The following is a 21,748-nucleotide window of genomic DNA, read 5'->3' as shown; positions in this document are numbered from 1 at the left end:
CAAAGCGCCAATAGTTCACTGCATGCGCACCTAGCACCACCATGCTTGAATTATGCCGATTCCCTTACGCCTACTGGATTTTCTGGACACCCAAGTACATTCGCGCAGTATTGGGTGGCTGATGTTTGCGGTGCGCGAAACGATAAACCTTCTATTGCCTGCAAGCTGCGCAATTTGCGAGCGTGTCGATTTTCGGCTGTGCCCCGAATGCCGACGTAAGATTCATCAGCAATTATTTTTGCCCCCGCTCGGTGAACAACTCCAGTTTTATGTTGAGCTACCAAGTCTTCAATGGCAGCTACCGGTTAGCGCGACCGGAATTTATCGTAACGAGTTGGCCCGCGCGATCTTGTCCTTCAAGAATCAGCAACGCTATTTTTTAGCACAAGACTTTGCGCCGTTTCTGGCCGCCGCAATTAACACTGCTTGCCCTCCTCGACTATTTGACCAACCCACGTTGTTGGTGCCCATGCCCAGCTCGGTGCGTGCCATAGGTACTCGTGGCTATCGTCCGGTCCAGGTGATCTTGCAGGAGGCGCAGCGCAGGGGCCTTCTGGCCGCGCACACTCGAACGGCGCCCTTGTTGCACTATCGGTTCGGGCATCTTTTGAGCGGAGCGCAAAAATCTAAATCGGGTGCGGCCAGGCGCGGTGGCGACTCGCCGTTGATTGCCGAAATTCCGACAGAACCGCGGCAGCCGATCCTCCTCATTGATGATGTAACTACCACCGGCGCTACCTTGCGTAAAGCTGCAGTTGCCTGTTTTCACGCCGGTTATGACGTAGTTGGTGCGGTAGTCCTTGCCTATACGAAGCCCCCTAGCGACGAAGAGGACTAAGCGATTTCGCTGAACGCGATATGAAATCTAGCGGTTGGGTACTTGAATCTTGGCGGAAGTGGCATAGGGTGAAGTATGGGTTGCATCACAGATGCAGCGAAGGCCCATCTTCAGCCTTTGGGGGAGGAAACCCCCGGGCTGTTGTGTCACCCGACTCCCTATTGGAGGACACCATGGAGCTGAATTACAGCGGACGTAATATCACCGTTTCGGATCGATTCCGTGAGTACGTGGACGAGAAAATCACGAAAGTTGATCAGCTGGCCAGTAAGGTCCAGCGCATCGATGTGAAAGTTGTCCAGGAAACACATGCACGCAATCAGAGCACAGCGCTCAGCGTCGAATTGACGGTCGTTTCCAAGGGTCCGGCGATTCGTGCCGAAGCCCGTGGAGCCGATAAATTTGCGGCATTCGACATTGCATTCGCAAAGCTCCTTGAACGACTGCGCAAGGCACGTGACAAGAAGAAAGTGCATCGTGGAAACCATGCGCCGATCGCTGTTCACGAGGCGACTAGTTCGTTGCCCGTAGTGCAAAGCGGCAAGTCGCTGGTTGAAGAGACTCTTGAAGCACAGGCCACTGCTGAGGCTCAGGCTAACGAGAAGGAAGCGGAGTACTCACCGGTTGTCATCCGTCGCAAGGTCTTCCCAGCAGAAGTCATGAGCGTCGATGATGCAGTAGACCGCATGGAACTCGTTGGGCACCCTTTCTACCTGTTCATCGATGAAGCATCCGGTGCGCACTCGGTAGTCTACGGACGCACCCAGTACCAGTACGGTGTGATCACCCTTGACCCGTCATTGAGTGAAAGCGACGAACTGCCAACCGAAATTCGCGGTTACCGCGATAAGGCTTTGGCAACCGAGGGTTAGTCATTAACAACTCGAACGACCTGGGCGGTCAACGCATTTTGGGCTTACCTCAAGCCCGCAGAATCGCGTTGGCCGCCCAAGGTCTGTCTCGTCCCCGCGCCGAAGCAAGAATCTCCTCGAGTCATCTCAAGAGAGCACTTGGCAGAATTGCGCAACTACAGATTGACTCCATCAATGTGGTCAAACGAGCGCACTACGTTCCACTGTTCGCCAGATTAGGTTATTACGACACCACGCTATTAGACACGCTTGTGTCGCAACCGCATGGTTCAATCACCGAATACTGGGCTCATGAGGCAAGTTATGTGCGTAGCGACCTGGTGCCAGACCTTATACCGTGGCAACGCCGGCGCTGGGTAGACCGTTCTGAGAGTTTTGATAGTGAGCTCAGAGCGTTGGCAGACCGAGTGCTTATCTACCTCGAAGCACATCCAGGTACTAGTGCTCGTGAATTGAGTATTGCTCTGGACGTAGCGACGATGAAAGATCGAGAACATTGGGGATGGAATTGGAATGACACCAAGATTGTCACCGAATCGCTCTTCGCTCAGGGAAAAATTCTCGCACTAGGCAGAAACTCACGATTTGAACGATTGTTCGCTTTAGGACAAGTAGTCCTGCCTTCTCTTCAGAATGTTGAAAACAGAGCTAGAGAACAAGCACTGCGAAGGCTAGTCTTGGAATCCCTTTCGGCCCAGGGGATCGGAACCAAGCACTGCATTGCAGAGTACTTCCGACTCCCGCTAAAGGAAGTAGGAAGTGCTTTAGAATCTCTAGCACAGCAAGGACTAGTCCAGAAGGTGCAAGTTCAGGACATTACTGAACAATGCTATCTGTTGCCAGAGACAAAAATTCAGCGAAATATCCTGCCTGATCTGCGCTTATTGGCCCCATTTGATTCCATGGTTTTCAACCGGCGACGTCTCGAACTATTTTTTGATTTCGAATATCGTGTCGAAATCTATGTCCCCAAAGAGAAGCGGCGGTATGGCTACTACGTATTTCCAATGCTTTACGGTGACCGCTTCATTGGTAGGGTCGATCTCAAAGCGGACCGCGCGGGAGGGCGATTGCAGGTAAATTCAGTGCATTACGAGAGTCATGCACCGACTGACGTTTCTGCTGCCCTCGATTTTGAACTTGCGCGGATGGCCCGCTGGCTCGGCTTAGGCGAAGTGAAATATTTTCTGTGAACAGGCTGTCAGCGCAGTTCTTGTTCGCTTGTAGAACATCAAACCGCCCCGGGAAATAGCAGATTGTGCTGTTTTCCTCACGTAGACTAAAGACGCCAGAATTTACTGTGCTTGAGATATTGGGAGCTACCACGTGGCATCATTGCTAGAACGTATTTTACGTACCGGCGACAAGAAGACTTTAAAGACTCTTCGAACTTACGCCGACACGATCAATACGTTGGAAGACGAATTTCGCGAAATGTCGGATGAGGAGCTTAAAGCCGAAACCGATAAGTTCCGTGCTCGTCTAGCCGAAGGCGAAAAGCTCGAAGCTGTGCTTCCGGAAGCTTTTGCCGTGGTGCGAGAAGCCTCCGACCGAGTCCTTGGCATGCGGCACTTTGACGTGCAGCTCATGGGCGGCGCCGCATTGCACCTGGGTAATATCGCTGAAATGCGTACCGGTGAAGGTAAGACCTTGGTTGCGACAGCACCGGCTTACCTCAATGCGCTGACCGGTAAGGGCGTCCACGTGGTGACGACCAATGACTTCCTCGCGCAATACCAATCAGAGCTTATGGGACGAGTGTTCCGGTTCCTCGGTTTGAGCTGCGGTTGCATCCTGTCGAATATGGATCCTGCGGCCCGTCGTAAGCAGTACGAAAACGACATTACCTACGGTACAAACAATGAATTCGGGTTTGACTACCTGCGCGACAACATGGCCTGGAACAAGGAAGAACTTGTTCAGCGCGGCCACAACTTTGTCATCGTTGATGAGGTCGACTCGATCCTGATTGACGAGGCGCGTACGCCACTGATCATTTCGGGTCAGGCCTCGGGTGACGTCAACCGTTGGTACACCGAATTCGCTAAAATCGTGAAGCGCCTTGACCGCGATGACGACTATGAGGTTGATGAGAAGAAGCGCACCATCGGTGTGCTCGAAGCAGGCATCGAAAAAGTCGAAGACTACCTAGGCATCGACAACCTCTACGAGTCAAACAACACCCCACTGATCGGTTTCCTGAATAACGCCATCAAGGCAAGGGAACTGTTCAAAAAAGATAAGGACTACGTCGTCGTCAACGACGAAGTCATGATTGTTGATGAACATACCGGACGTGCGCTTGAAGGTCGTCGGTATTCCGAAGGTATGCACCAGGCCATCGAGGCCAAGGAAAATGTCAGCATCAAGGCTGAAAACCAGACCTTGGCAACCATTACGTTGCAGAACTACTTCCGCATGTACGAAAAGATTTCGGGCATGACCGGTACGGCTCAGACCGAAGCCGCGGAGTTCATGAGCACTTACAAGCTCGGCGTGGTGGAAATCCCCACTAACCGCCCGGCTATTCGAAACGATCAGGCCGACCTGATCTATAAGAATGAAATTGCTAAATTTGACGCCGTTGTCGAGGATATTGCTGAACGTCACGCAAGTGGCCAGCCCATCCTTGTTGGTACCACCAGCGTGGAAAAGAGTGAGTACCTCTCACGTCTGCTCGCCAAGCGCGGCATCCGCCACGAGGTACTCAACGCTAAGCAGCACGCCCGTGAAGCGGCCGTAGTTGCTATGGCAGGTCGTAAAAATGGCGTTACCGTCTCCACCAACATGGCTGGCCGCGGTACCGATATTATGCTCGGTGGTAACGCCGAGTTCCTCGCCGTGGCGGAGATGGAACGTCGCGGACTCGATCCAGAGAATAATCCCGAAGAGTACAACACGTTGTGGGACGAGGTCTTTGCGAACGCCAAAAAGACCGTTGCCAGCGAAGCAGAAGAGGTCACCTCACTCGGTGGGCTTTACGTACTCGGTACCGAGCGTCACGAATCGCGTCGTATCGACAATCAGCTTCGTGGACGTGCCGGACGTCAGGGTGACCCGGGCGAATCACGGTTCTACTTGTCGATGACCGACGACCTGATGCGACGCTTTAATTCCGGTATGGCCGAACGCATCATGAACAACCCATCGATGCCAGATGACGTGGCACTCGAATCAAAAATGGTTTCTAAGGCAATCGAGTCTGCTCAGGCTCAGGTTGAAGGCGTAAACGCCGAACAGCGTAAGAACGTGCTGAAATACGATGACGTGATGAACCGTCAGCGTGAAGCAATTTACGCTGATCGTCGTGCCATCCTAGAAGGTGCCAATATCGATGAGAAGGTAGGTCACTTCCTCGAAGATGTTGTGACCGCCATGGTTAATGAAGTAACTCTGGTTGGTAATCCTGATGACTGGGATCTGAAGCAGCTATGGACAAACCTCAAGCAGCTCTATCCCATCGGTTTGACCATTGATGAGGTTGTTGAAGAGGTCAATGGCCTGGGGCATCTAACGCCTAAGTTCTTGGAGACGGAAATTCTTTCCGATGCTAAGTACCAGTATGAACTTCGTGAAAACGCCATTGGCTCCGAGGTCCTGCGTGACCTTGAACGCCGTGTAGTGCTTTCCACCATTGGGCGTAAATGGCAAGAGCACCTCTACGAAATGGATTACCTCAAGGAAGGCATCGGCCTTCGAGCCATGGCACAGCGTGACCCATTGGTTGAGTACCAGCGCGAGGGCTTCACAATGTTCCAGACCATGATGGAATCCATTCGTGAGGAAAGCATCGGAACGTTGTTCAACCTTGAAGTTCCTGCCGGTAGCGAGGCCAACACGAGCGGCCCTGCGCCCGTGCAAGCGCCAGCTTCTCCAAAGAACTTGCAGTTCACTGGGCCCGACGAAGACGGTGAAGCTAGTACTCAGGCTGAACAAGCTTCTAATCCTGCTAAGGCAGCCAAGAAAAACAAGAAAGCCAAGCGCCGCTAAATCATTTCGACGTTTGTGATCTGCCACCGTCCGTGCCATGGCTCAATTCTGAGAGCTACGGCGCGGACGCGGTGTTTAAACGCAACGATTACCGAACATTCATAAGCTCCGGAGAGTGTGGGCCAAAGGTGTAGCGACCTAACCTGCCCATGGCTCGTGCCGGGCTCGGGTTGAAGTGTATATCCTCCGGTTTGCAAAATCGCTTGGGCACGAAGTTTCTTCACGCATTCGGGTTCCATAACAAACGCTAGTTGGCCCACCGAGCGATAGCCGGCGATGATCTCAAAGACGGCGCGAGATACAGCGTGTGAAAGTTCGAGTACGGTCTTGCGTTCCGAGGCAGTCACCGCAGGGCGGCGGAAGATTCGATCCATGGCCAACGAAATTTGTTGGGGCGATCTCGCTCTATTATTCTCACGATGTCCTGAAGCGATACGTATCGGAACATTGGCGCAAGTTCTGTTCACCGGTTCAGTCCTGGGCTCGGCGACCGTCTCTAATTGAATACTCACTTTGGTTTCCTCCTTAATCGATAACGGGCAGTTTCAGCTCAAGACCGAGCTGAAGCATATTGGGATCGTCTCCAATCACCTCGCGATTCATCTCGTATATTTGCGGCCACAAATTGGCGATCTCTGCAGACGACTCGCCGCTACGCAACATTTGTTGGGCAATGCTCCACAGCGTTTGCCCCGAAGTAACGATCACAACTTCGTTATCGGGTACTGGCCGGTCGCGTTCTTTTCCCGGACCCATCAACCGATTCATCTGAATACTTAGCGAACCGGGCAACCACCCAGGGGTGGGGACCGTCGTATTGGGTTGTGCGTTCACTGCCAATCTGTCATCTGAAAATCCGGCAAGTTCTTGGCTCGGAGAAGCGGAAACCTGCGCAATAGCAGAGGTTGCGGTTTGGGCGAGCCCGGTAGAGGCGAAAGCCAAGCTAGTGCCTACAACCGAGCCCAAGATCCGGCGGGTCAGCGTGGGGGATATCTGGCAAAAGAGCGCTAAGAGTCCGGTATGTCCGCGTCGTGCTGCGAAGACGGCGATGCGTAGCGTCACGTAGGTGAGAAGACCCGTTAACACACAGATGCCTACGGCGCAGAGAAAAAGAATTAGTGAGTTTTGCAAGAGATCCCCGTTCCCTTCAAAGCGCGGACGGGCGGAACGCACCCAATCGAGCGCTGCAAAGGTGAGCACAGAGCAAGCAGAGACGAGCAGACAAATGACGAAGGTCCTCCGGTGACGAATCATTGCTTTGCCTCGTTAGGTTGAATTAGATGCAATTTGATGTCATTAGATATAGATCATGACACTTTAAGCGAATTTAAGGAAGAGGGTTTCGCAAAAAACTCTTCTCTCGTACAGTTGGCGCATGCGGTGGGAATCTTTCTTTGAAGACCTTGAGGCGCAAGCGGAAGCGCAACATGCAGCGCAATTACGCGATGAAGTAGCTGAAGGTATCAGAGTTGAGCGCGCTACCGAACGCATGCACAACCGGCTGTTGGAGATGCAGAGCTCAACCGTGGACGTCAAGCTGACCGGGGGAGTAGAGCTCAATGCGAGACTCGGACCGGTTGCCGCCGAGTACTTCTGTTTGGAAAGCGACGGGACGCGGTGGTTGGTTCGCTGGCTAGCATTACGGTCGCTTGGAATGCCATCGATGAAATTGAATCCGGGTGGCCGCTTTTCCCCGGTAAAATTTGCGGCCGTAGTTCGCGGTGTTTTACGCGATCGGCAACGAGTCGTTATTTACGATGTCAGCGGCCAGCTGGTTGCCGAAGGAACATTGTCGCAGGTAGGCGCAGACTTCCTCATCATCGCTATTCATCCGCGCGATGAATATGCACGTGATCGCAGTATCACTGGCTATCAACTTTTGCCTTTGGAAACCATAGGATGGCTCCAAGTCGCCGGGCCGACTTAATCCACACCCTCACGGCAAAGGGTTCACAGCGTGCGCAAGTTGTCGTAGGCTCGCGAAACAAGCAACTAGCGCGGTCAAAGGATAAACAATGATTGGTGAACAGAGTAGTAGCGCATCTCGTTCAACAACAGCGGCCCGGGTCAAACGCCCTACTTGGAAGGATCCTCGACTCGCTCTGGGTGCAGTACTGGTGGTCGCTTCGGTGGTTGGTACCGTATATTTGGTCCGCGAGCTGAACCATACGACAGAGGTCTATGTCGCAGGTGCCAACATCACACTAGGGGAGGAGCTAACGCTTCAAAACCTCAGGATTGAAAACGTCCAGCTTGGTGAGTCAGGCACACAATATCTAGCAGCGAACCCGGAATTGATCAGTGAGGCACGCGCCAATACGTTTATTGGTGAAGGAGAGTTCATCCCGAACTCTTCGATCACGCATAATGACTTAGGCTCGCGCCGTCCAATTAATATTGAACTTCCCGCTGACCTAACGCCCGCTATCACTCCAGGCAGTTTTGTGGACGTGTGGATCGCGCAACGTGAAAAAGCAGGATCAACCTATGGGGTACCGGAACAACTAGCGAGCATGGTTGAGGTATCTGCCAGGGTGGCCAGAGCCGGCGGGCTGGTGAACCAAACCGGAACCAACCTGGAACTGCTCGTTGAGCCGACCCACCTTGAACCTTTGCTCCAAGCGCTAGCAAATGAATCAAGAATTATTGTTATCTACAATCCTGCCGGAACCCAACAATGAGTATCACCGTTGTTGTCTTAGGAAACGATGAGCATGTGGTGCGCCAAATCGAGGGCTACCGAGGCGAACTTATGGTGACGCGCGTGTGTGAAGATATTGCTGAAGCAATCGCAGTATGTGCTGTTGGTGCGGTCGACGTGCTATTGGTGTCGGGCCGCGAGCTTTTGCCCCCAGTTGAACAGATTGATGCGATAGCCGCTTTACACACTGTGTTGGTGCTCCTTGACGAGACTCCGCGGGCAGAGAACATGATTACCGGTCTTCTGGAAGTTGAACCAAACATCTCGATGATTGAATTAGAACCACTTGTCCTAAGAACACTTCGTGAACTGACCCATCCGGTAAGAGCAGATGCTGGGATCGCAGCGTCAAACAGCACGGACTCCGATGGTACAAACGGAAAAATTGTGTGTTTTTGGGGAGCGCCAGGTTCGCCAGGGCGAAGCACCGTTGCCTTGAACTATGCGGTCGAAGCAGCCTTGGTAGGGCAATCAGTGGTGATACTTGACGCGGATACTTTTGCCGCCTCGATCTCAATACAGCTGGGATTGTTGGATGAGTCTGCGTCTATCGCCCAATTGTGTCGAGTCATTGATTCGGGATCCAAAGAACCAGCCCGTTTAGCTGCAACGTGTCTTAGTGTTGAGGTTGCCGCGGTAGTTATCAAAGTGGCTACCGGATTACCTCGTGCAAGCAGGTGGCCAGAAGTACGTGCGTCTGCATTACGCCGTGCCACCGAAGTGCTTCGCGAACATCATGATCTGGTGGTGCTGGACGTGGCCTCTCCCATCGAATTAGACGAGCAACTCAGCTTTGACACGCAAGCACCCCAACGCAATGCGGTAACCGTAGAAATGCTGCGTAGCTCCGATGAAGTGTTCATGGTTGTTGCTGCCGATAGCGTGGGAATTCCTCGCGCACTTCGAGCCATCGATGAGTTTGAAGAACAAATACCAGGTGTTGATCTTCAAATTCTTTTCAACAAGCTCGGCACTGCCAATACTGGTCACAGTCCCAAACGCCGTCTTTTGGAGGCATGGGACCGTTTTGGACCGCGTCATACTATTGCCGGTTATCTTCCACAGGACATCGTGAGCTGTAACGCCGCGTTGCTTGCTGGATCACCTTTGGCTGAAATCGCCCCTAAAAGTGCATTGCGTACTGAAATCAAGGGTTTGGTGGGCATTAAATCTTTGGATAAGAGGAAGAAACGGTTGAGTCGTCGATTTGGCTAAAGGCATGAACTTGACCAAACGAAAACACGGTAGTGTGGATTACATCGGAGATCCGCAAAGACGCGGATTGATAAGAATTTCGTTCTTGGAGGCGTTCACTTGAACTCGTCGGAATCCAACATGTCAGAATCATTTATGGATGCGACACTCACCACGCAGTTGGTGAGCGAGTACTATGGCCAAACAGCGCAAGAGGACGTTGCGGCGTATACGCCCGATGAACTTGAAGCGCGTGTGGCTGCACACCTAGAAATTGGATATGGCCGTGACGTTGACACAGCTAACGTATCTATCACCCGCAACAACGGCGTTTCGGTGGTACATATCGTCACCGATGACATGCCCTTTCTGGTTGACTCCGTCACCGCGGAACTGGTTCGTCTTTCGGCGCCTATCCAGCTAGTTGTTCACCCGACATTCGTGGTCTCGCGTGACCGCGAAAGCGGATTCATCAAGAAGCTGACACACTCAGGACTACAGCACGTTGCCAGTGGAGATACTGCCGCACTGTCAGACCTCAGCGCGCTGACCTCACTTGATACGCACACCAAGGTTGAATCGTGGATCTCGGTGGAGGTCGCTCGTGACCTGAGCGACGAAGAGGCCGCGACCATCGTCGAAAACCTTAATAAGGTTTTGTCGGATGTGCGTATCTCATTCCAAGACTGGCCAGCCATGCTTGATCGTGCCAAAGAAATCGCTGCGACGTTGCCACAGACCGCTAATGCGGGGGACATCGCGCAACTAGATCAGGCCGTTGAGCTGCTGAACTGGATGTCTGATGGCCGCTTCACCTTCTTGGGATACCGCCATTACGATCTCAGCACCGAGCACGGTGAAGATGTTCTGGTTGCCCGAGAAGGCAGCGGTCTAGGTCTGATGCGTGAAGTGGAGAATCAGGGTCCACAGCATTTGACTAAACGCGGACGTGCCATGGCCCGCGATAAGAGCGCTTTGATCATTACCAAAGCCAACTCACGCTCCACAGTGCACCGCGGGGTCTACCTCGATTATGTGGGTGTGAAGAGCTTTGATGCTAACGGTGAGGTCAACGGTGAACGTCGTTTCATCGGCCTCTTCGCTTCGAAGGTTTATACCTCAAGCGTTAAGTCCGTACCGGTGGTTCGTGAAAAGGTTGAGGCAGTACTAAAAAACACTGGCTTTGCTGGCGATTCACACTCGGGCAAGGACATTGTCACGATTCTGGAAGCGTACCCTCGCGATGAGCTATTCCAGATTTCGATTGAAGAGCTAACCGAGATAGCTTTGGGTATTCTGCGACTGCAGGAACGCCGACGCACCTCGGTATTCTTACGCACCGACTCCTACGGGCGTTTTGTGACCGCAATGGTGTACCTGCCTCGTGACAGGTTCTCTACCGATGTGCGTCAGCGTATTGAAAAGGAACTTGCCTCAAGCTTCAACCCGGTATCCACCGAATACGAGGCACAACTTGGTGCCGGTGCGCTGGTTCGTCTCTTCTACCGCCTGCGCCTGCAGCACCACGGGCTTGCCCCGGTCGTGGACCGTAAGGCGCTGGAAGACCGTATCGCTAAGGCTGTTCGTTCGTGGAGCGATGCGATCACCGACACCGCACGTCTGAGCCTTTCTTCGGGAGACGCTAACCAGCTGGCAAATGCTTGGGCCGGTGCTTTCCCCGAGGCCTACAAGGTGCAATTCGAAATTGAAGACGCACTGGCCGACATCGACTTGCTCACCGAGTTGAATGCCCCGGAGCATCAGGGTCCGGTAGTTTCGTTCTACGACGCACCTTTTGATGAGAGCTCTCCGGTCACCAAGCGCATGAAGATCTTTGTTGATCGTCCATTGCTGCTCTCGCGTATCCTGCCTGTGCTTCAAGACCTGGGACTGGATGTCGTCGACGAACGACCATTCGAGTTGAGCCCAGACGGTCTGGGGGAACGCTATATCTATGACATGGGCTTGCAGGTTGATCCCGACGTTGATTTCTCTGCCATCGAAGGCAAACTTGCCGACGCATATTCGGCAGTGGTTCGTTCGGCAGCTGAATCGGACAAGCTAAACGCACTAGTACTGCGAGAAGGCCTCACCTGGCAAGAAGTGGCGATGCTTCGCGCCTACGCTCACTACCTGTTGCAGCTGGGCGTCTCGAACTCCACGGGGTTCATTGCTTCGACTCTGGTGAACAATTCCGCGGTAACTCACGGAATCGTTGCACTGTTCCAGGCAACCTTTGATCCTTCCTTGTCCGCTGAGGCTTCGACTTCGGCACGCGACCAAGCACATGCGCAGATCACCGAAGCACTGGAGAACGTACCGACTCTGGACGCCGACACCCTTCTTCGTCGGTTCGTAAAGGTCATCGAAGCAACCAAGCGCACCAACTACTTCACTGATGGTGTGGCGCTCGCTTTCAAGTTGGCTCCAGAAGAAATTGACTTCGCACCATTCCCACGTCCAAAACACGAAATGTGGGTTTACTCGCCGCGTGTAGAAGGCGTTCATTTCCGATTCGGCGCGGTGGCACGTGGCGGCCTGCGCTGGTCGGATCGTCGAGAAGACTTCCGCACCGAAGTGCTGGGGCTGGTCAAGGCACAGATGGTAAAGAACTCAGTCATAGTTCCAACCGGTGCCAAGGGTGGTTTCTACGCTAAGCAACTGCCTAATCCTGCCGTGGACCGTGCAGCGTGGATGGAAGAAGGCAAAGCTTCCTACCGAATCTTCATCAAAACCTTGTTGGACCTGACGGACAACTTGATCACCGATGAAAACGGAGAACACGTTGCGTACCCGGAGAATGTAGTGCGTCGCGACGGTGACGATACATATCTTGTTGTCGCAGCGGATAAGGGAACTGCAAGCTTCTCCGATATCGCAAACTCGATCTCGCAAGATAAGGGCCACTGGTTAGGCGACGCGTTCGCCTCCGGCGGGTCGGTGGGCTATGACCACAAGGGCATGGGAATTACCGCTCGTGGTGCATGGGAATCGGTCAAGCGTCACTTCTTCGAGCTGGGTGTAGACACACAGAGTGAAGAATTCACCGCCGTAGGCGTGGGCGACATGTCCGGTGACGTTTTTGGCAATGGCCTACTGCGAACCCGCACGGTGAAGCTGGTGGCAGCCTTTGACCACCGCGATATTTTCTTGGATCCAAATCCTGAGCCAGAGGCAGCTTTTGTCGAGCGTCAGCGCTTGTACGATCTACCTCGCTCTAGCTGGGCTGATTACAATAAGGACTTGCTCTCCGAGGGTGGCGGGGTCTACTCCCGCAGCCTGAAATCGGTCCCAATCAACGCACAGGTTCGTGAAGTTCTTGGCTTGGACGCTTCGGTGACCAAGATGAGCCCTAACGAATTGCTCAAGGCCATCTTGTCGGCCCCGGCCGACTTGTTGTATAACGGCGGTATCGGCACGTATGTGAAATCTAGCGCCGAAACTCATGGGCAGGTTGGAGACCGTGCAAACGACGCGATCCGCGTTGATGGACGAGACATCCGAGTCAAGGTTATCGGTGAGGGCGGAAACCTTGGTATGACCCAACTTGGCCGTATCGAAGCCGCGCAAAATGGTGTTGTGCTCAACACCGACGCGATTGATAACTCGGCTGGTGTTGACACCTCTGACCGCGAAGTGAATATCAAGATCTTCGTTGATCGCCAGATCAAGGCCGGCCAGCTGACCGCTGAGGAACGAAGCGAGTTCCTCTTGTCCATGACCGACAACGTAGGCGACCTGGTCTTGCAGACCAACTTCGATCAGAACGTATTGCTACTCAACGAGAAGCATGCAGCGAAAGTTTGGGCTCCAGCTTACGAACGACTCATGCAGTGGTTGGAGGAGCACGCGGATCTGAATCGTGAATTGGAATTCCTTCCAAATAACGAGGAACTCGAAGAGCGCAAGAACTCCGGTGGAGTAATGACTGCACCAGAAATTTCGGTGCTCGCCGCCTACGCTAAAATTCAGCTCGCCCACGCGTTAGCCGAATCAGACCTGGCAGATGATCCGTACTACGTTGCAACGTTGCGCCGCTACTTCCCAGAACAGCTCGTTGAGCGTTTTGGGGACCAGTTGGAGACGCACCCGTTGCGTCGTGAAATCATTGCGACGGTTGTCGCCAACGACATGATCAATATCGGTGGCGTCACCTATGTCTTCCGTGCCATGGAAGAGACTGGTGCCAATGAGGTCCAGATCGCAAAGATGTTCACCGCACTGCGCGATGTATACGGCTTCGACCGTCAGTTCGCTGCGATCAACGTCCAGCGGGCCGGCACGGACGTCGAATACTGGGGACGTCAGCACCATGACATGCGCCGTCTGCTCGATCGTACGACCCGTTGGTTCATCAACCGCGTCGATCAGCAGCAGCCGGTAGATGACATCGTGCACACCTACGAGCCGATTGTCAGCCAGCTGCGTAAAAGCTTGCCGACCTTCCTTGTGGGCTCGGATCTTGAGCGATACACCGAATGGCAGCTAGACGCCGTCAGCAATGGAATCGATGAGCATCGGGCCAGCATGTGGGCCTCGCAGTTTGAGTCCTACACGTTGCTAGATATTGCCGATCTAGTGGGTCGCTCAGAGTATTCAGCGCAGCAGATCGCTGAGACCTACTTCGTGCTTTACAACGAATTTGGTGCCGATGATTTGCTGAACCGAATCACCAAGTTGCCTCGTTCAGACCGCTGGCAGGCCTTGGCTCGTGCGGCAATGCGTGATGATCTGTACACGACGCTTGTGGACCTCACAGGCAATGTGTTGGATAACGGCGCACAGATTGCCGACCCGGCAGAGCGTGTTGCGGCCTGGGAAGAGGCAAACGCGGCTAACCTTGATCGTGCGAAGACAATGTTTGCTGAAGTAAACAGCCTCGGACGCGACGACATGGCGTCGCTGTCTGTAGCCCTTCGCCTTCTGCGTTCCATCGTCCGGAGGTAACACCCGCTAATGGCCCTCATTACCGAGCAACAACGTCAACGCGCAAATCTCGGGCCCGGTGATGAGGACTGGCTGCACCTACTGGTGGGGGACTGGCAACTAATCTCGGATCTAGCATTCGCAGACTTGGTTCTCTGGTTCCCCACCGGGGACGGTTCTTACGTGGCTCTCGCGCACGTAAGACCGTCAACGTCCCACACGGTATTCCATACCGACTTTGTGGGCGAACGGATCCGCAAGGATCTGCGAATGATGGTTGATCAGGCTTGGGAAAGCCAAAAGGTGCAGAAATCTGCCGAGCAACCAAGCGCAGAACTGATCTCCGGCCTGACCTCGGTCCAAGCGATCCCATTGGTGCGTCAGCATCGATCGGTTGCGGTGATCACTTCACACTTCGATCCAAATCAAGCTCGAACCCCCTCAAATCTTGAACTGGTGTACCGGCAGAGCGCCGATGACCTATTGACCATGGGCACTCGTGGTCTGTGGCCCGATTTTGCAAGCCCCACTGGGTCGCGTCGCGGTGCGCCGCGAGTGGGCGACGGGTTTATCCGACTAAATGTCGACGGTGTGGTGGAGTATGCGAGCCCCAATGCTGTGTCGGCCTTCCGCCGTTTGGGAGCAGCCGAAGTGCTCCAAGGACAACCGTTAGCAGATCTGACGATGGCACTGGTTAGTGACCGTCGTGTAGTCGATGAAACTTTGCCCTTAGTACTCCAAGGGAAAATGCCGTGGCGTACCGAAGTAGAGTTCTCCGGAGTGACGCTCTCGTTGCGTGCCATTCCACTTCGTGATGATTCCAAACGTTGGGGTGCCTTGGTATTGTGCCGAGACGTCACCGAACTTAGGCGTCGGGAGAAAGAACTCGTCACCAAGGACGCCACCATTCGCGAAATTCACCACCGGGTGAAGAATAATTTGCAAACGGTTGCCGCCCTACTGCGTATGCAGTCACGTCGTATGAGCTCCGACGAGGGTAAACAAGGCCTTGAACAAGCAATGCGTCGTGTCTCGACCATCGCCTCGGTACACGACTTCCTATCTAAGGGTCTGAACGAAACCGTAAAATTTGATGATCTTATGGATCGTCAATTCAGGCTGATCGTCGAAATTGCCTCGCCCGGCCAGCGTGTAGCAACCCGGCGTGAAGGTGAATTCGGGATGCTGGACGCCGATTTAGCCACTCCATTGTCGCTGGTCATCAACGAGCTGGTGACAAACGCGGTTGAACACGGGTTAGCGAACCGTGATGGTGAGGTCGGGCTGCTAGCTAACCGCTACAGCGGACACGATGGTAAAGACTGGCTACGAGTTGTGATCCAGGATGACGGGCATGGTTTGCCGGCAGGTCCACGGCGTGAAGGCTTGGGCCTACAGATCGTCCGCACATTGGTCACTAGCGAATTATCTGGTGAAATCCAGTGGATGCAGTCGGAACCGCAAGGGACCAAGGTCGTCATTGAGATGCCATTACATCGACATCGCAGAGATCATCATAGTGTCTAAACAATTTGGCTGAGCACAAAAAATGCGGGTAAGTTCCGAAAGGAACCTACCCGCATTTTCTTATGTCTAGCTGTACTGCTTCATCAAAGATTTGACGCTAGCAACGTAGCGCTTGGTGTCTTCGAACATCCCGTACTTTCGAACTCCACCTAAGCCCTGGTAGTAGGATGCGATTGCTTCATCCAGGCTGTTGGTGTTATCCAAGTTGAAACGAATCGTAGCAACACCGGCTGCGACGTTGTCCTGAGGCTTCAGAAGGTTCAGATCGCGTCCTAGACGAGATGACATCCACTCGCCGGTACTTGGAATGACCTGCATGGTGCCAAGGGCGTTAGCAGGGGATACAGCACGCATGTCGAAGCCAGACTCCTGCATGGCGTGTGCCATTGCGAGCGACGGGTCTACTCCCATGCTGTTCGCAGTGGAACGAATTATTGCTTTCATCTCGTCGCGGCTTGGGACCGAGACGGAATCGAGGTAATTCTTATTCTCGTTGGCACTGTTCACGGTGGCATCTGGGTAGGTGCGGCCCAAGAAAGAATTACCGATCTTACGGTCCTTCTTCTTTTCAATGTTTCCATTAGGCGATACCGAAGAACCTGAGACTCGAAGTTTTTCACCGATCTTCAGCGCAGTCTGCGAGCTTACCTGAGGGTTCAAGTTCAGCAGCGCAGACAGCTTCATATCGTGCTGACCGGCGATGCCGCCGAGGGTGTCACCACTCTTGACAGTGTAAGTTGCGTTGCCCGACTTCTTCGGTGAGCTCTTCTTTTCGGTGTTTTTCGATTCCGAGGAACCGCCTGAAACAACGAGCTTATCGCCTGGGAAGATGTGCTTACCGGAGCTAATGTTGTTCTTGCTGAGCAAGGTCGACAGGCTCATATCGTGCTTTACTGCGATTCCCCCGAGGGTATCGCCACTCTTGACCGTGTAGGTCGAGGAACCCGATGTTGATTTAGGGGAGCTCGACTTAGAGTCTGAGTTGTTGCTTGTTGACTTGCCAGAAACGGTGAGCTTATCACCGGGGAAAATCGACTTCGAAGCTGAGAGATTGTTTTTGCTAAGCAGAGTCGACAGGCTCATATTGTGCTTGACTGCAATGGCTCCGAGAGTATCGCCGTCCTTGACGGTATATGTTGCCTGACCCGAGTTCGAGCTATTGCGCTGCGAATCTTTCTTTGGCGCAGATGATTTAGAGCTCCCTGCAACGGTGAGCTTATCGCCAGGGAAGATCAAAGTGCTGGCAGAAATGTCGTTCTTGCTCAACAGGCTAGACAGGCTCATATCGTGCTTGGCAGCGATACCACCTAGGGTGTCGCCGTTCTGCACGGTGTAAGAAGAACTCTGCTGGGTTTGCGGAGCAGACTTTTTCTTCGAGGATGACGCATTGCCAGGGACTTTGAGCGTCTTCCCGGCGACAATCACATCATTCTTGAGATTGTTGATCTTCTTTAGTTCGGAGATCGAAGTGTTGTATTCCTTGGCGATGCTCCACAAGGAAGCTCCCGGTTCAACTTTAATTTCCTTGGTGCTGCGCTGCGCAGGCAGACCAAGAGTTGAAACTCGTGAAGCGAGTAAGTGAGCTTTGATTTGGCTTTCAGCAATTTTTAGACTTGCTGGCGAGACGCTTTTAGGTGCAAGCACGCTCGGGCTCTGTGGAACTGAAACAGGTGCCGCGTGTACCGCTGGAGCTAACGCCAGACTGCCGATCACCGCGGCAGGTATAGCGGCGCCAGCTACGACGCCTAGCGCATGCTTAGCTGCATTGCTCGATTCGTGGGGCATGGAGTGAATCCTCAAATCAGTGGAGTAGGTAACAACTTCGTTCGCACGTCCTCGTTGGCAACGGGGCCAATGTGGTTCGTGTTGAAATTGTTATCAAAGTGATACATGAAAATTTACACTACTAGTGGGGCGCAAGGAAACCATTGTGGCGAGTCGGGAAGAAGTTTCTGCACGGTTTACCTTTTTGTGGGAACCTTAAGAGGTGAATGAACTTCAAAAAACCGTTGGCCAGTGGCTGACTCTTCCGGACTTAGCCGAAATTCTTGATGTCGATATCCGGGCAATACACCGGTTACTCGATGAACGAGCCATTATCTCTGTGCGAATCGGAGAGCGAAACGTGCGGTCAATCCCCGCTGACTTCGTTCTTGATGGTGCAGTCGTGGAAAGTCTTAAGGGAACGTTGTCAGTCCTGCTGGATGCTGCGTACTCGGATGAAGAAGCCATCACGTGGCTATTCACCGAAGACGAATCGCTTCCAGGGACTCCAATGAATGCCCTTCGTACTGGGCGCAAGACAGAAATCCGACGCAGGGCTCAAGCTCTAGCTTGGTAATTGAGCAGAACTAATCGTAAAGATTTCATAAAACTTAGGTCTCGAACGTGTTGTTGATAACCACATGTTCGGGACCTTAGTTCGTGCTGGGGTATTTGCGAAAACACATCGACGGTGCCCGGCAAACGAAGCTGGAAATAGCAGTGGCCGACTACGAACAAGAAGTTCGTGGTCGGCCACTGCCAAATGCGTATGAATTTAAGGTTGTTTACTTACTGCGTTTGGTGACGATGTCGCTGAGGTAATGCATCCCTGCCAGCGACAAGTCCGCAGCGGTGATGCGTTTGAGTGCGGTAAGAGACTGCTCCGTCAGTTCGCTAATACTCGCTTCGGTTTCCACAAGGGCTCCCGAGCTTTTCAAAATTGTGCTCATCTTCTCTACTTCAACGTCGCTCATATCGGAGGCGCCGAGGCGGTCTTGGATGAAGTCTCGTTCCGCTGGGGCGGACTTTGCCAACGCATGGGCGATCAATTCGGTACGTTTACCTTCACGCAAATCGTCTCCCGCTGGTTTCCCAGTCACTGAAGGGTCACCGAAGACGCCAAGAACATCGTCGCGAAGTTGGAAGGCTTCACCTAGCGGCAATGCAAACGCGCTATAGTTTTCTAGCAATTCTGCACCGGCATTAGCTAATGCCCCACCTAATAAAAACGGGTTCTCTGTCGAGTACTTTGCAGACTTAAAGCGCACGATAGTTCGAGCGCGCTTCACGGCTTCTGCCGGATCATAGGCAGAGCCGGCTGACTCTTCCAGGACGTCGAGGTACTGCCCGGCCATGACTTGCAGTCGCATCCTATTAAAAATGGATCGAGTCGCTGAATTGAGCCCATCAATCTCCGCAAATACTTCTTCACTCAGAGACAGGCATAGGTCGCCAGTTAGGATGGCGCTTGCCATTCCATAAGCGGCGGCGTCACCGGTTAGACCGAGTGATGAGTGCTGCGCTTCAAATCTCTTGTGAACGCTTGGCTGTCCGCGACGAGTGTCGGAGTTGTCAATGATGTCGTCGTGGATCAGGGCTGCACCCTGAAAGAGCTCCAGAGAAACGCCTAAACGAACGATATTCTCGTCATCTGGATTTCCTCCCGCACCGAGGTATCCCCAGTATGCAAAGAGCGGACGCAGGCGTTTACCGCCACGTACTAAGTCTTGGATGCTGCTGACAATTTCAGTGGCGCTGGAGGTAATCTGAGCAACTTCGTCACCTTTTGAAGACAAGAATTGTTCCAGAAGCTTGGCGACCGCATCGGTATAAGTACGACTCATCTGTTCAGCTTTGGATATCAGAGCTGACAGAGGTTCAAGCGAGGACATGAAAAACCATTTTCTAAGCGTGAACTACTAACGGATACTGTCAACTCTACAGTCATCTTTGTACCGCGCTCACGGAGACTGGATCGGCGGACTTCTCAGGATTGTTCGTGGTCCGCAGAACCGTCGGGTCGCTCATTAGACTAGGGATATGGCAGATCTGGAAAATCGCGCAATTTTGCACGTGGATATGGATGCGTTTTTCGTATCGGTAGAGCTTCGCGACCGACCAGAGCTACTTAACGAACCAGTCATCGTGGGATTCCCTGGCGGTCGTAGCGTAGTACTTTCGGCTTCCTATGATTGTCGCGCACGTGGGGTCCGTTCGGCCATGCCAATGAGCCAAGCCATAGCCTTGATGCCTCAGGCCACGATCATTGAACCTCGACATAGCGTGTATACCGAAGTTTCGGCACAGATTATGAACTATTTTGAGACCATTACGCCGCTGGTCGAACAGGTAAGTATCGACGAAGCTTTCTTAGATGTGACTGGAAGTATGCGATTGCATGGTGGGCCGGTAGCAATCGCACATAAGATCCGTGCGCATGTGGCAGAAGAACTGCATCTTCCTGCGAGCGTGGGCATTGCGAGAAACAAGTTCGTGGCAAAGCTCGCCTCGACGCATGCGAAGCCCGATGGCCTCATTGTCGTCGCTCCAGAGCGAACTACAGAATTTTTGTATCAGCTCCCGGTGTCAGCGATGTGGGGAGTGGGAAAGAAAACCGGGGAACAATTGCACGCGCTGGGAATTGAAACCATCGAGCAGTTGGCCACCGAGCCACAATCCCGAATGATCCAACGCTTTGGAGAACATGGACGTTCTTTGCATCTGCTGGCCCACGGTATCGATAACCGTCAAGTGCAAACTACCCGGCAGGAGAAAAGTATCTCAGCTGAGCATACTTTTGCTGGTGATGTGAAAGATGTCGAGGTGCTGGAGGAGGAGCTGCTGAGGTTGGGCCACCGGCTTGGACAGCGCCTAAGGGCCTCTGGAAAGGCCGCGTCAGGGGTGGGGCTAAAACTGAAGTATCAGGACTTTACCGGAGTGACTCGAAGTAGGGCTATGACGGTACCGACAGACTCCTCGGCGACTATAAGTCAACATGCCGTCGAACTGTTGCGCCGCATGACTCCGCTATCTCAGTCCGTCAGGCTGGTGGGTGTCAAAGCGGAAAGGCTAAGCGATCCTGAACTGGGAATACAGTTGAGTCTGGACCCTATAGAAGGCAAAACCCGTGAAGCTGAAAGAGTTGCTGACGAAATAAGCCAACGTTTTCCTGGCTTCGGTTTGTCTCCAGCTCGGTTCTTGCGCCCTAAAGAAAAATAGGTCTGCCACTCACAATGATGGAGTTGCCTGAAAGTGCTGAAGATCAACTAGCAGGGGAGCGGCAAAAGAGACTATCCTAATAAGTAGGTAGCAAATACCGATTGGGAACGATTCCAAGTGGTTGTGCGTTATACCTGTAGGCGGTGGTGGACCGCTACGGAAGTGATTGGAAGGAGAAGGCGATGCCCCTATCAGAGCATGAGCAACGTCTATTGGAGCAGTTGGAGAAGCAACTGCACGAGGATCGTCGCTTCGCTTCCAGCATGAAGGCTCCAGCAAGTACTGGTCGTCTTTCAACGCGCAACATTGCGCTTGGTGCGCTCCTGGTCATCGTGGGACTCGGTGGTCTCATCTTTGGAATTTCCCAGCAGCTGATCATTGTCGGTGTTATCGGATTCGCAGCCATGTTCGCTGGCGTTCTTCTGGCCCTTGCTAAATCGGCGGAAGGAAAAGTCGGTGGCATCAAAGCTCCGGCCAATTCCAAGCCATCGGGATCAGGAAATTCGCCGTTCATGAGCGGTTTGGAAGAGAAATGGAACCAGCGTAAGCGGGACCAGTCCGACGGATAGATTTTTGTTTTCGAGGTGTAACCCTTTGTGGGGTTGCACCTCTTTTTTCTTTTAATTGACATTAACAGGCGCCGGGACAATTCTCGGCAGATTCCTAGGTAACGGGTTTTAGGGGTTATTTGCCCACCCCCACTTTCCTCCCCGCCCC

At 53.2% G+C, this 21,748-nt stretch carries 16 protein-coding genes; 12 read left to right on the top strand and 4 right to left on the bottom strand.

Annotated features, from left to right (window positions below; all coding sequences use genetic code 11):
• Window positions 1–52 precede the first annotated feature (52 nt).
• The 4 genes from CQ011_RS04395 to secA all read left to right on the top strand — a co-directional run bounded on the left by CQ011_RS04395 (window position 53) and on the right by secA (window position 5,700).
• A complete protein-coding gene (locus CQ011_RS04395) occupies window positions 53–838 on the top strand; it encodes a ComF family protein (RefSeq protein ID WP_105675097.1) in 786 nt (261 codons plus the stop codon).
• A gap of 173 nt (window positions 839–1,011) precedes the next feature.
• Window positions 1,012–1,710: a ribosome hibernation-promoting factor, HPF/YfiA family gene (gene hpf, locus CQ011_RS04390; protein ID WP_105675095.1), complete on the top strand. Its 699-nt coding sequence runs from the start codon at window positions 1,012–1,014 to the stop codon at window positions 1,708–1,710.
• A gap of 38 nt (window positions 1,711–1,748) precedes the next feature.
• Window positions 1,749–2,903 carry a winged helix-turn-helix domain-containing protein gene (locus tag CQ011_RS04385; protein ID WP_353616159.1) on the top strand — a complete coding sequence of 385 codons (1,155 nt, stop codon included), beginning with the start codon at window positions 1,749–1,751 and terminating at the stop codon, window positions 2,901–2,903.
• Window positions 2,904–3,036: 133 nt separating this feature from the next.
• Window positions 3,037–5,700 carry a preprotein translocase subunit SecA gene (gene secA / locus CQ011_RS04380; RefSeq protein ID WP_105675091.1) on the top strand — a complete coding sequence of 888 codons (2,664 nt, stop codon included), beginning with the start codon at window positions 3,037–3,039 and terminating at the stop codon, window positions 5,698–5,700.
• Here the strand turns inward: secA and CQ011_RS04375 are convergent.
• Window positions 5,697–6,074 (bottom strand): Rv3235 family protein, encoded by a 378-nt coding sequence (locus tag CQ011_RS04375; RefSeq protein ID WP_181147992.1) that lies wholly within the window; start codon window positions 6,072–6,074, stop codon window positions 5,697–5,699. The genes secA and CQ011_RS04375 overlap by 4 nt on opposite strands.
• Before the next feature lie 151 nt (window positions 6,075–6,225).
• Window positions 6,226–6,786: a LysM peptidoglycan-binding domain-containing protein gene (locus CQ011_RS04370; protein ID WP_181147991.1), complete on the bottom strand. Its 561-nt coding sequence runs from the start codon at window positions 6,784–6,786 to the stop codon at window positions 6,226–6,228.
• 289 nt (window positions 6,787–7,075) lie between these two features.
• Between CQ011_RS04370 and CQ011_RS04365 the strand changes: the two genes are divergently transcribed.
• The 5 genes from CQ011_RS04365 (at window position 7,076) to CQ011_RS04345 (ending at window position 16,048) form a co-directional block, all read left to right on the top strand.
• Window positions 7,076–7,627 (top strand): hypothetical protein, encoded by a 552-nt coding sequence (locus CQ011_RS04365; RefSeq protein ID WP_105675085.1) that lies wholly within the window; start codon window positions 7,076–7,078, stop codon window positions 7,625–7,627.
• 88 nt (window positions 7,628–7,715) lie between these two features.
• On the top strand, window positions 7,716–8,381 hold the full coding sequence (locus tag CQ011_RS04360; RefSeq protein ID WP_105675083.1) for a hypothetical protein: 666 nt from the start codon (window positions 7,716–7,718) through the stop codon (window positions 8,379–8,381).
• Window positions 8,378–9,616 (top strand): CpaE/TadZ family protein, encoded by a 1,239-nt coding sequence (locus tag CQ011_RS04355; protein WP_105675081.1) that lies wholly within the window; start codon window positions 8,378–8,380, stop codon window positions 9,614–9,616. Before CQ011_RS04360 ends, CQ011_RS04355 begins: the two co-directional genes overlap by 4 nt.
• Before the next feature lie 120 nt (window positions 9,617–9,736).
• Window positions 9,737–14,542: an NAD-glutamate dehydrogenase gene (locus CQ011_RS04350; protein ID WP_286161088.1), complete on the top strand. Its 4,806-nt coding sequence runs from the start codon at window positions 9,737–9,739 to the stop codon at window positions 14,540–14,542.
• Window positions 14,543–14,551: 9 nt separating this feature from the next.
• A complete protein-coding gene (locus CQ011_RS04345) occupies window positions 14,552–16,048 on the top strand; it encodes a sensor histidine kinase (protein WP_105675077.1) in 1,497 nt (498 codons plus the stop codon).
• Between the two features lie 66 nt (window positions 16,049–16,114).
• Here CQ011_RS04345 and CQ011_RS04340 read toward each other — a convergent pair whose 3' ends face one another.
• Window positions 16,115–17,833 carry a LysM peptidoglycan-binding domain-containing protein gene (locus CQ011_RS04340; RefSeq protein ID WP_096257141.1) on the bottom strand — a complete coding sequence of 573 codons (1,719 nt, stop codon included), beginning with the start codon at window positions 17,831–17,833 and terminating at the stop codon, window positions 16,115–16,117.
• Window positions 17,834–18,035: 202 nt separating this feature from the next.
• Between CQ011_RS04340 and CQ011_RS04335 the strand changes: the two genes are divergently transcribed.
• A complete protein-coding gene (locus CQ011_RS04335; protein ID WP_096257140.1) occupies window positions 18,036–18,389 on the top strand; it encodes an Rv2175c family DNA-binding protein in 354 nt (117 codons plus the stop codon).
• Window positions 18,390–18,597: 208 nt separating this feature from the next.
• Here the strand turns inward: CQ011_RS04335 and CQ011_RS04330 are convergent, their stop codons facing one another.
• Window positions 18,598–19,656, bottom strand: a complete 1,059-nt coding sequence (locus CQ011_RS04330) for a polyprenyl synthetase family protein (RefSeq protein ID WP_105676096.1) — start codon at window positions 19,654–19,656, stop codon at window positions 18,598–18,600.
• Between the two features lie 196 nt (window positions 19,657–19,852).
• Here CQ011_RS04330 and dinB point away from each other — a divergent pair, with 196 nt between their 5' ends.
• Complete coding sequence (gene dinB, locus CQ011_RS04325; protein WP_181147990.1) at window positions 19,853–21,031, top strand: DNA polymerase IV; 1,179 nt, start codon at window positions 19,853–19,855, stop codon at window positions 21,029–21,031.
• A 182-nt stretch (window positions 21,032–21,213) separates the two neighbouring features.
• Window positions 21,214–21,600, top strand: coding sequence for an SCO2097 family morphological protein (locus CQ011_RS04320; RefSeq protein WP_096257139.1), 387 nt, complete (start codon window positions 21,214–21,216; stop codon window positions 21,598–21,600).
• The last annotated feature ends 148 nt before the right edge of the window (window positions 21,601–21,748 follow it).

The sequence above is a fragment of the Arthrobacter sp. MYb213 genome, from assembly GCF_002979915.1.
GTDB lineage: Bacteria > Actinomycetota > Actinomycetes > Actinomycetales > Micrococcaceae > Glutamicibacter.
Note: the sequence above shows the minus strand (reverse complement) of the source record. Positions and strands in the feature narration are given on the sequence as shown.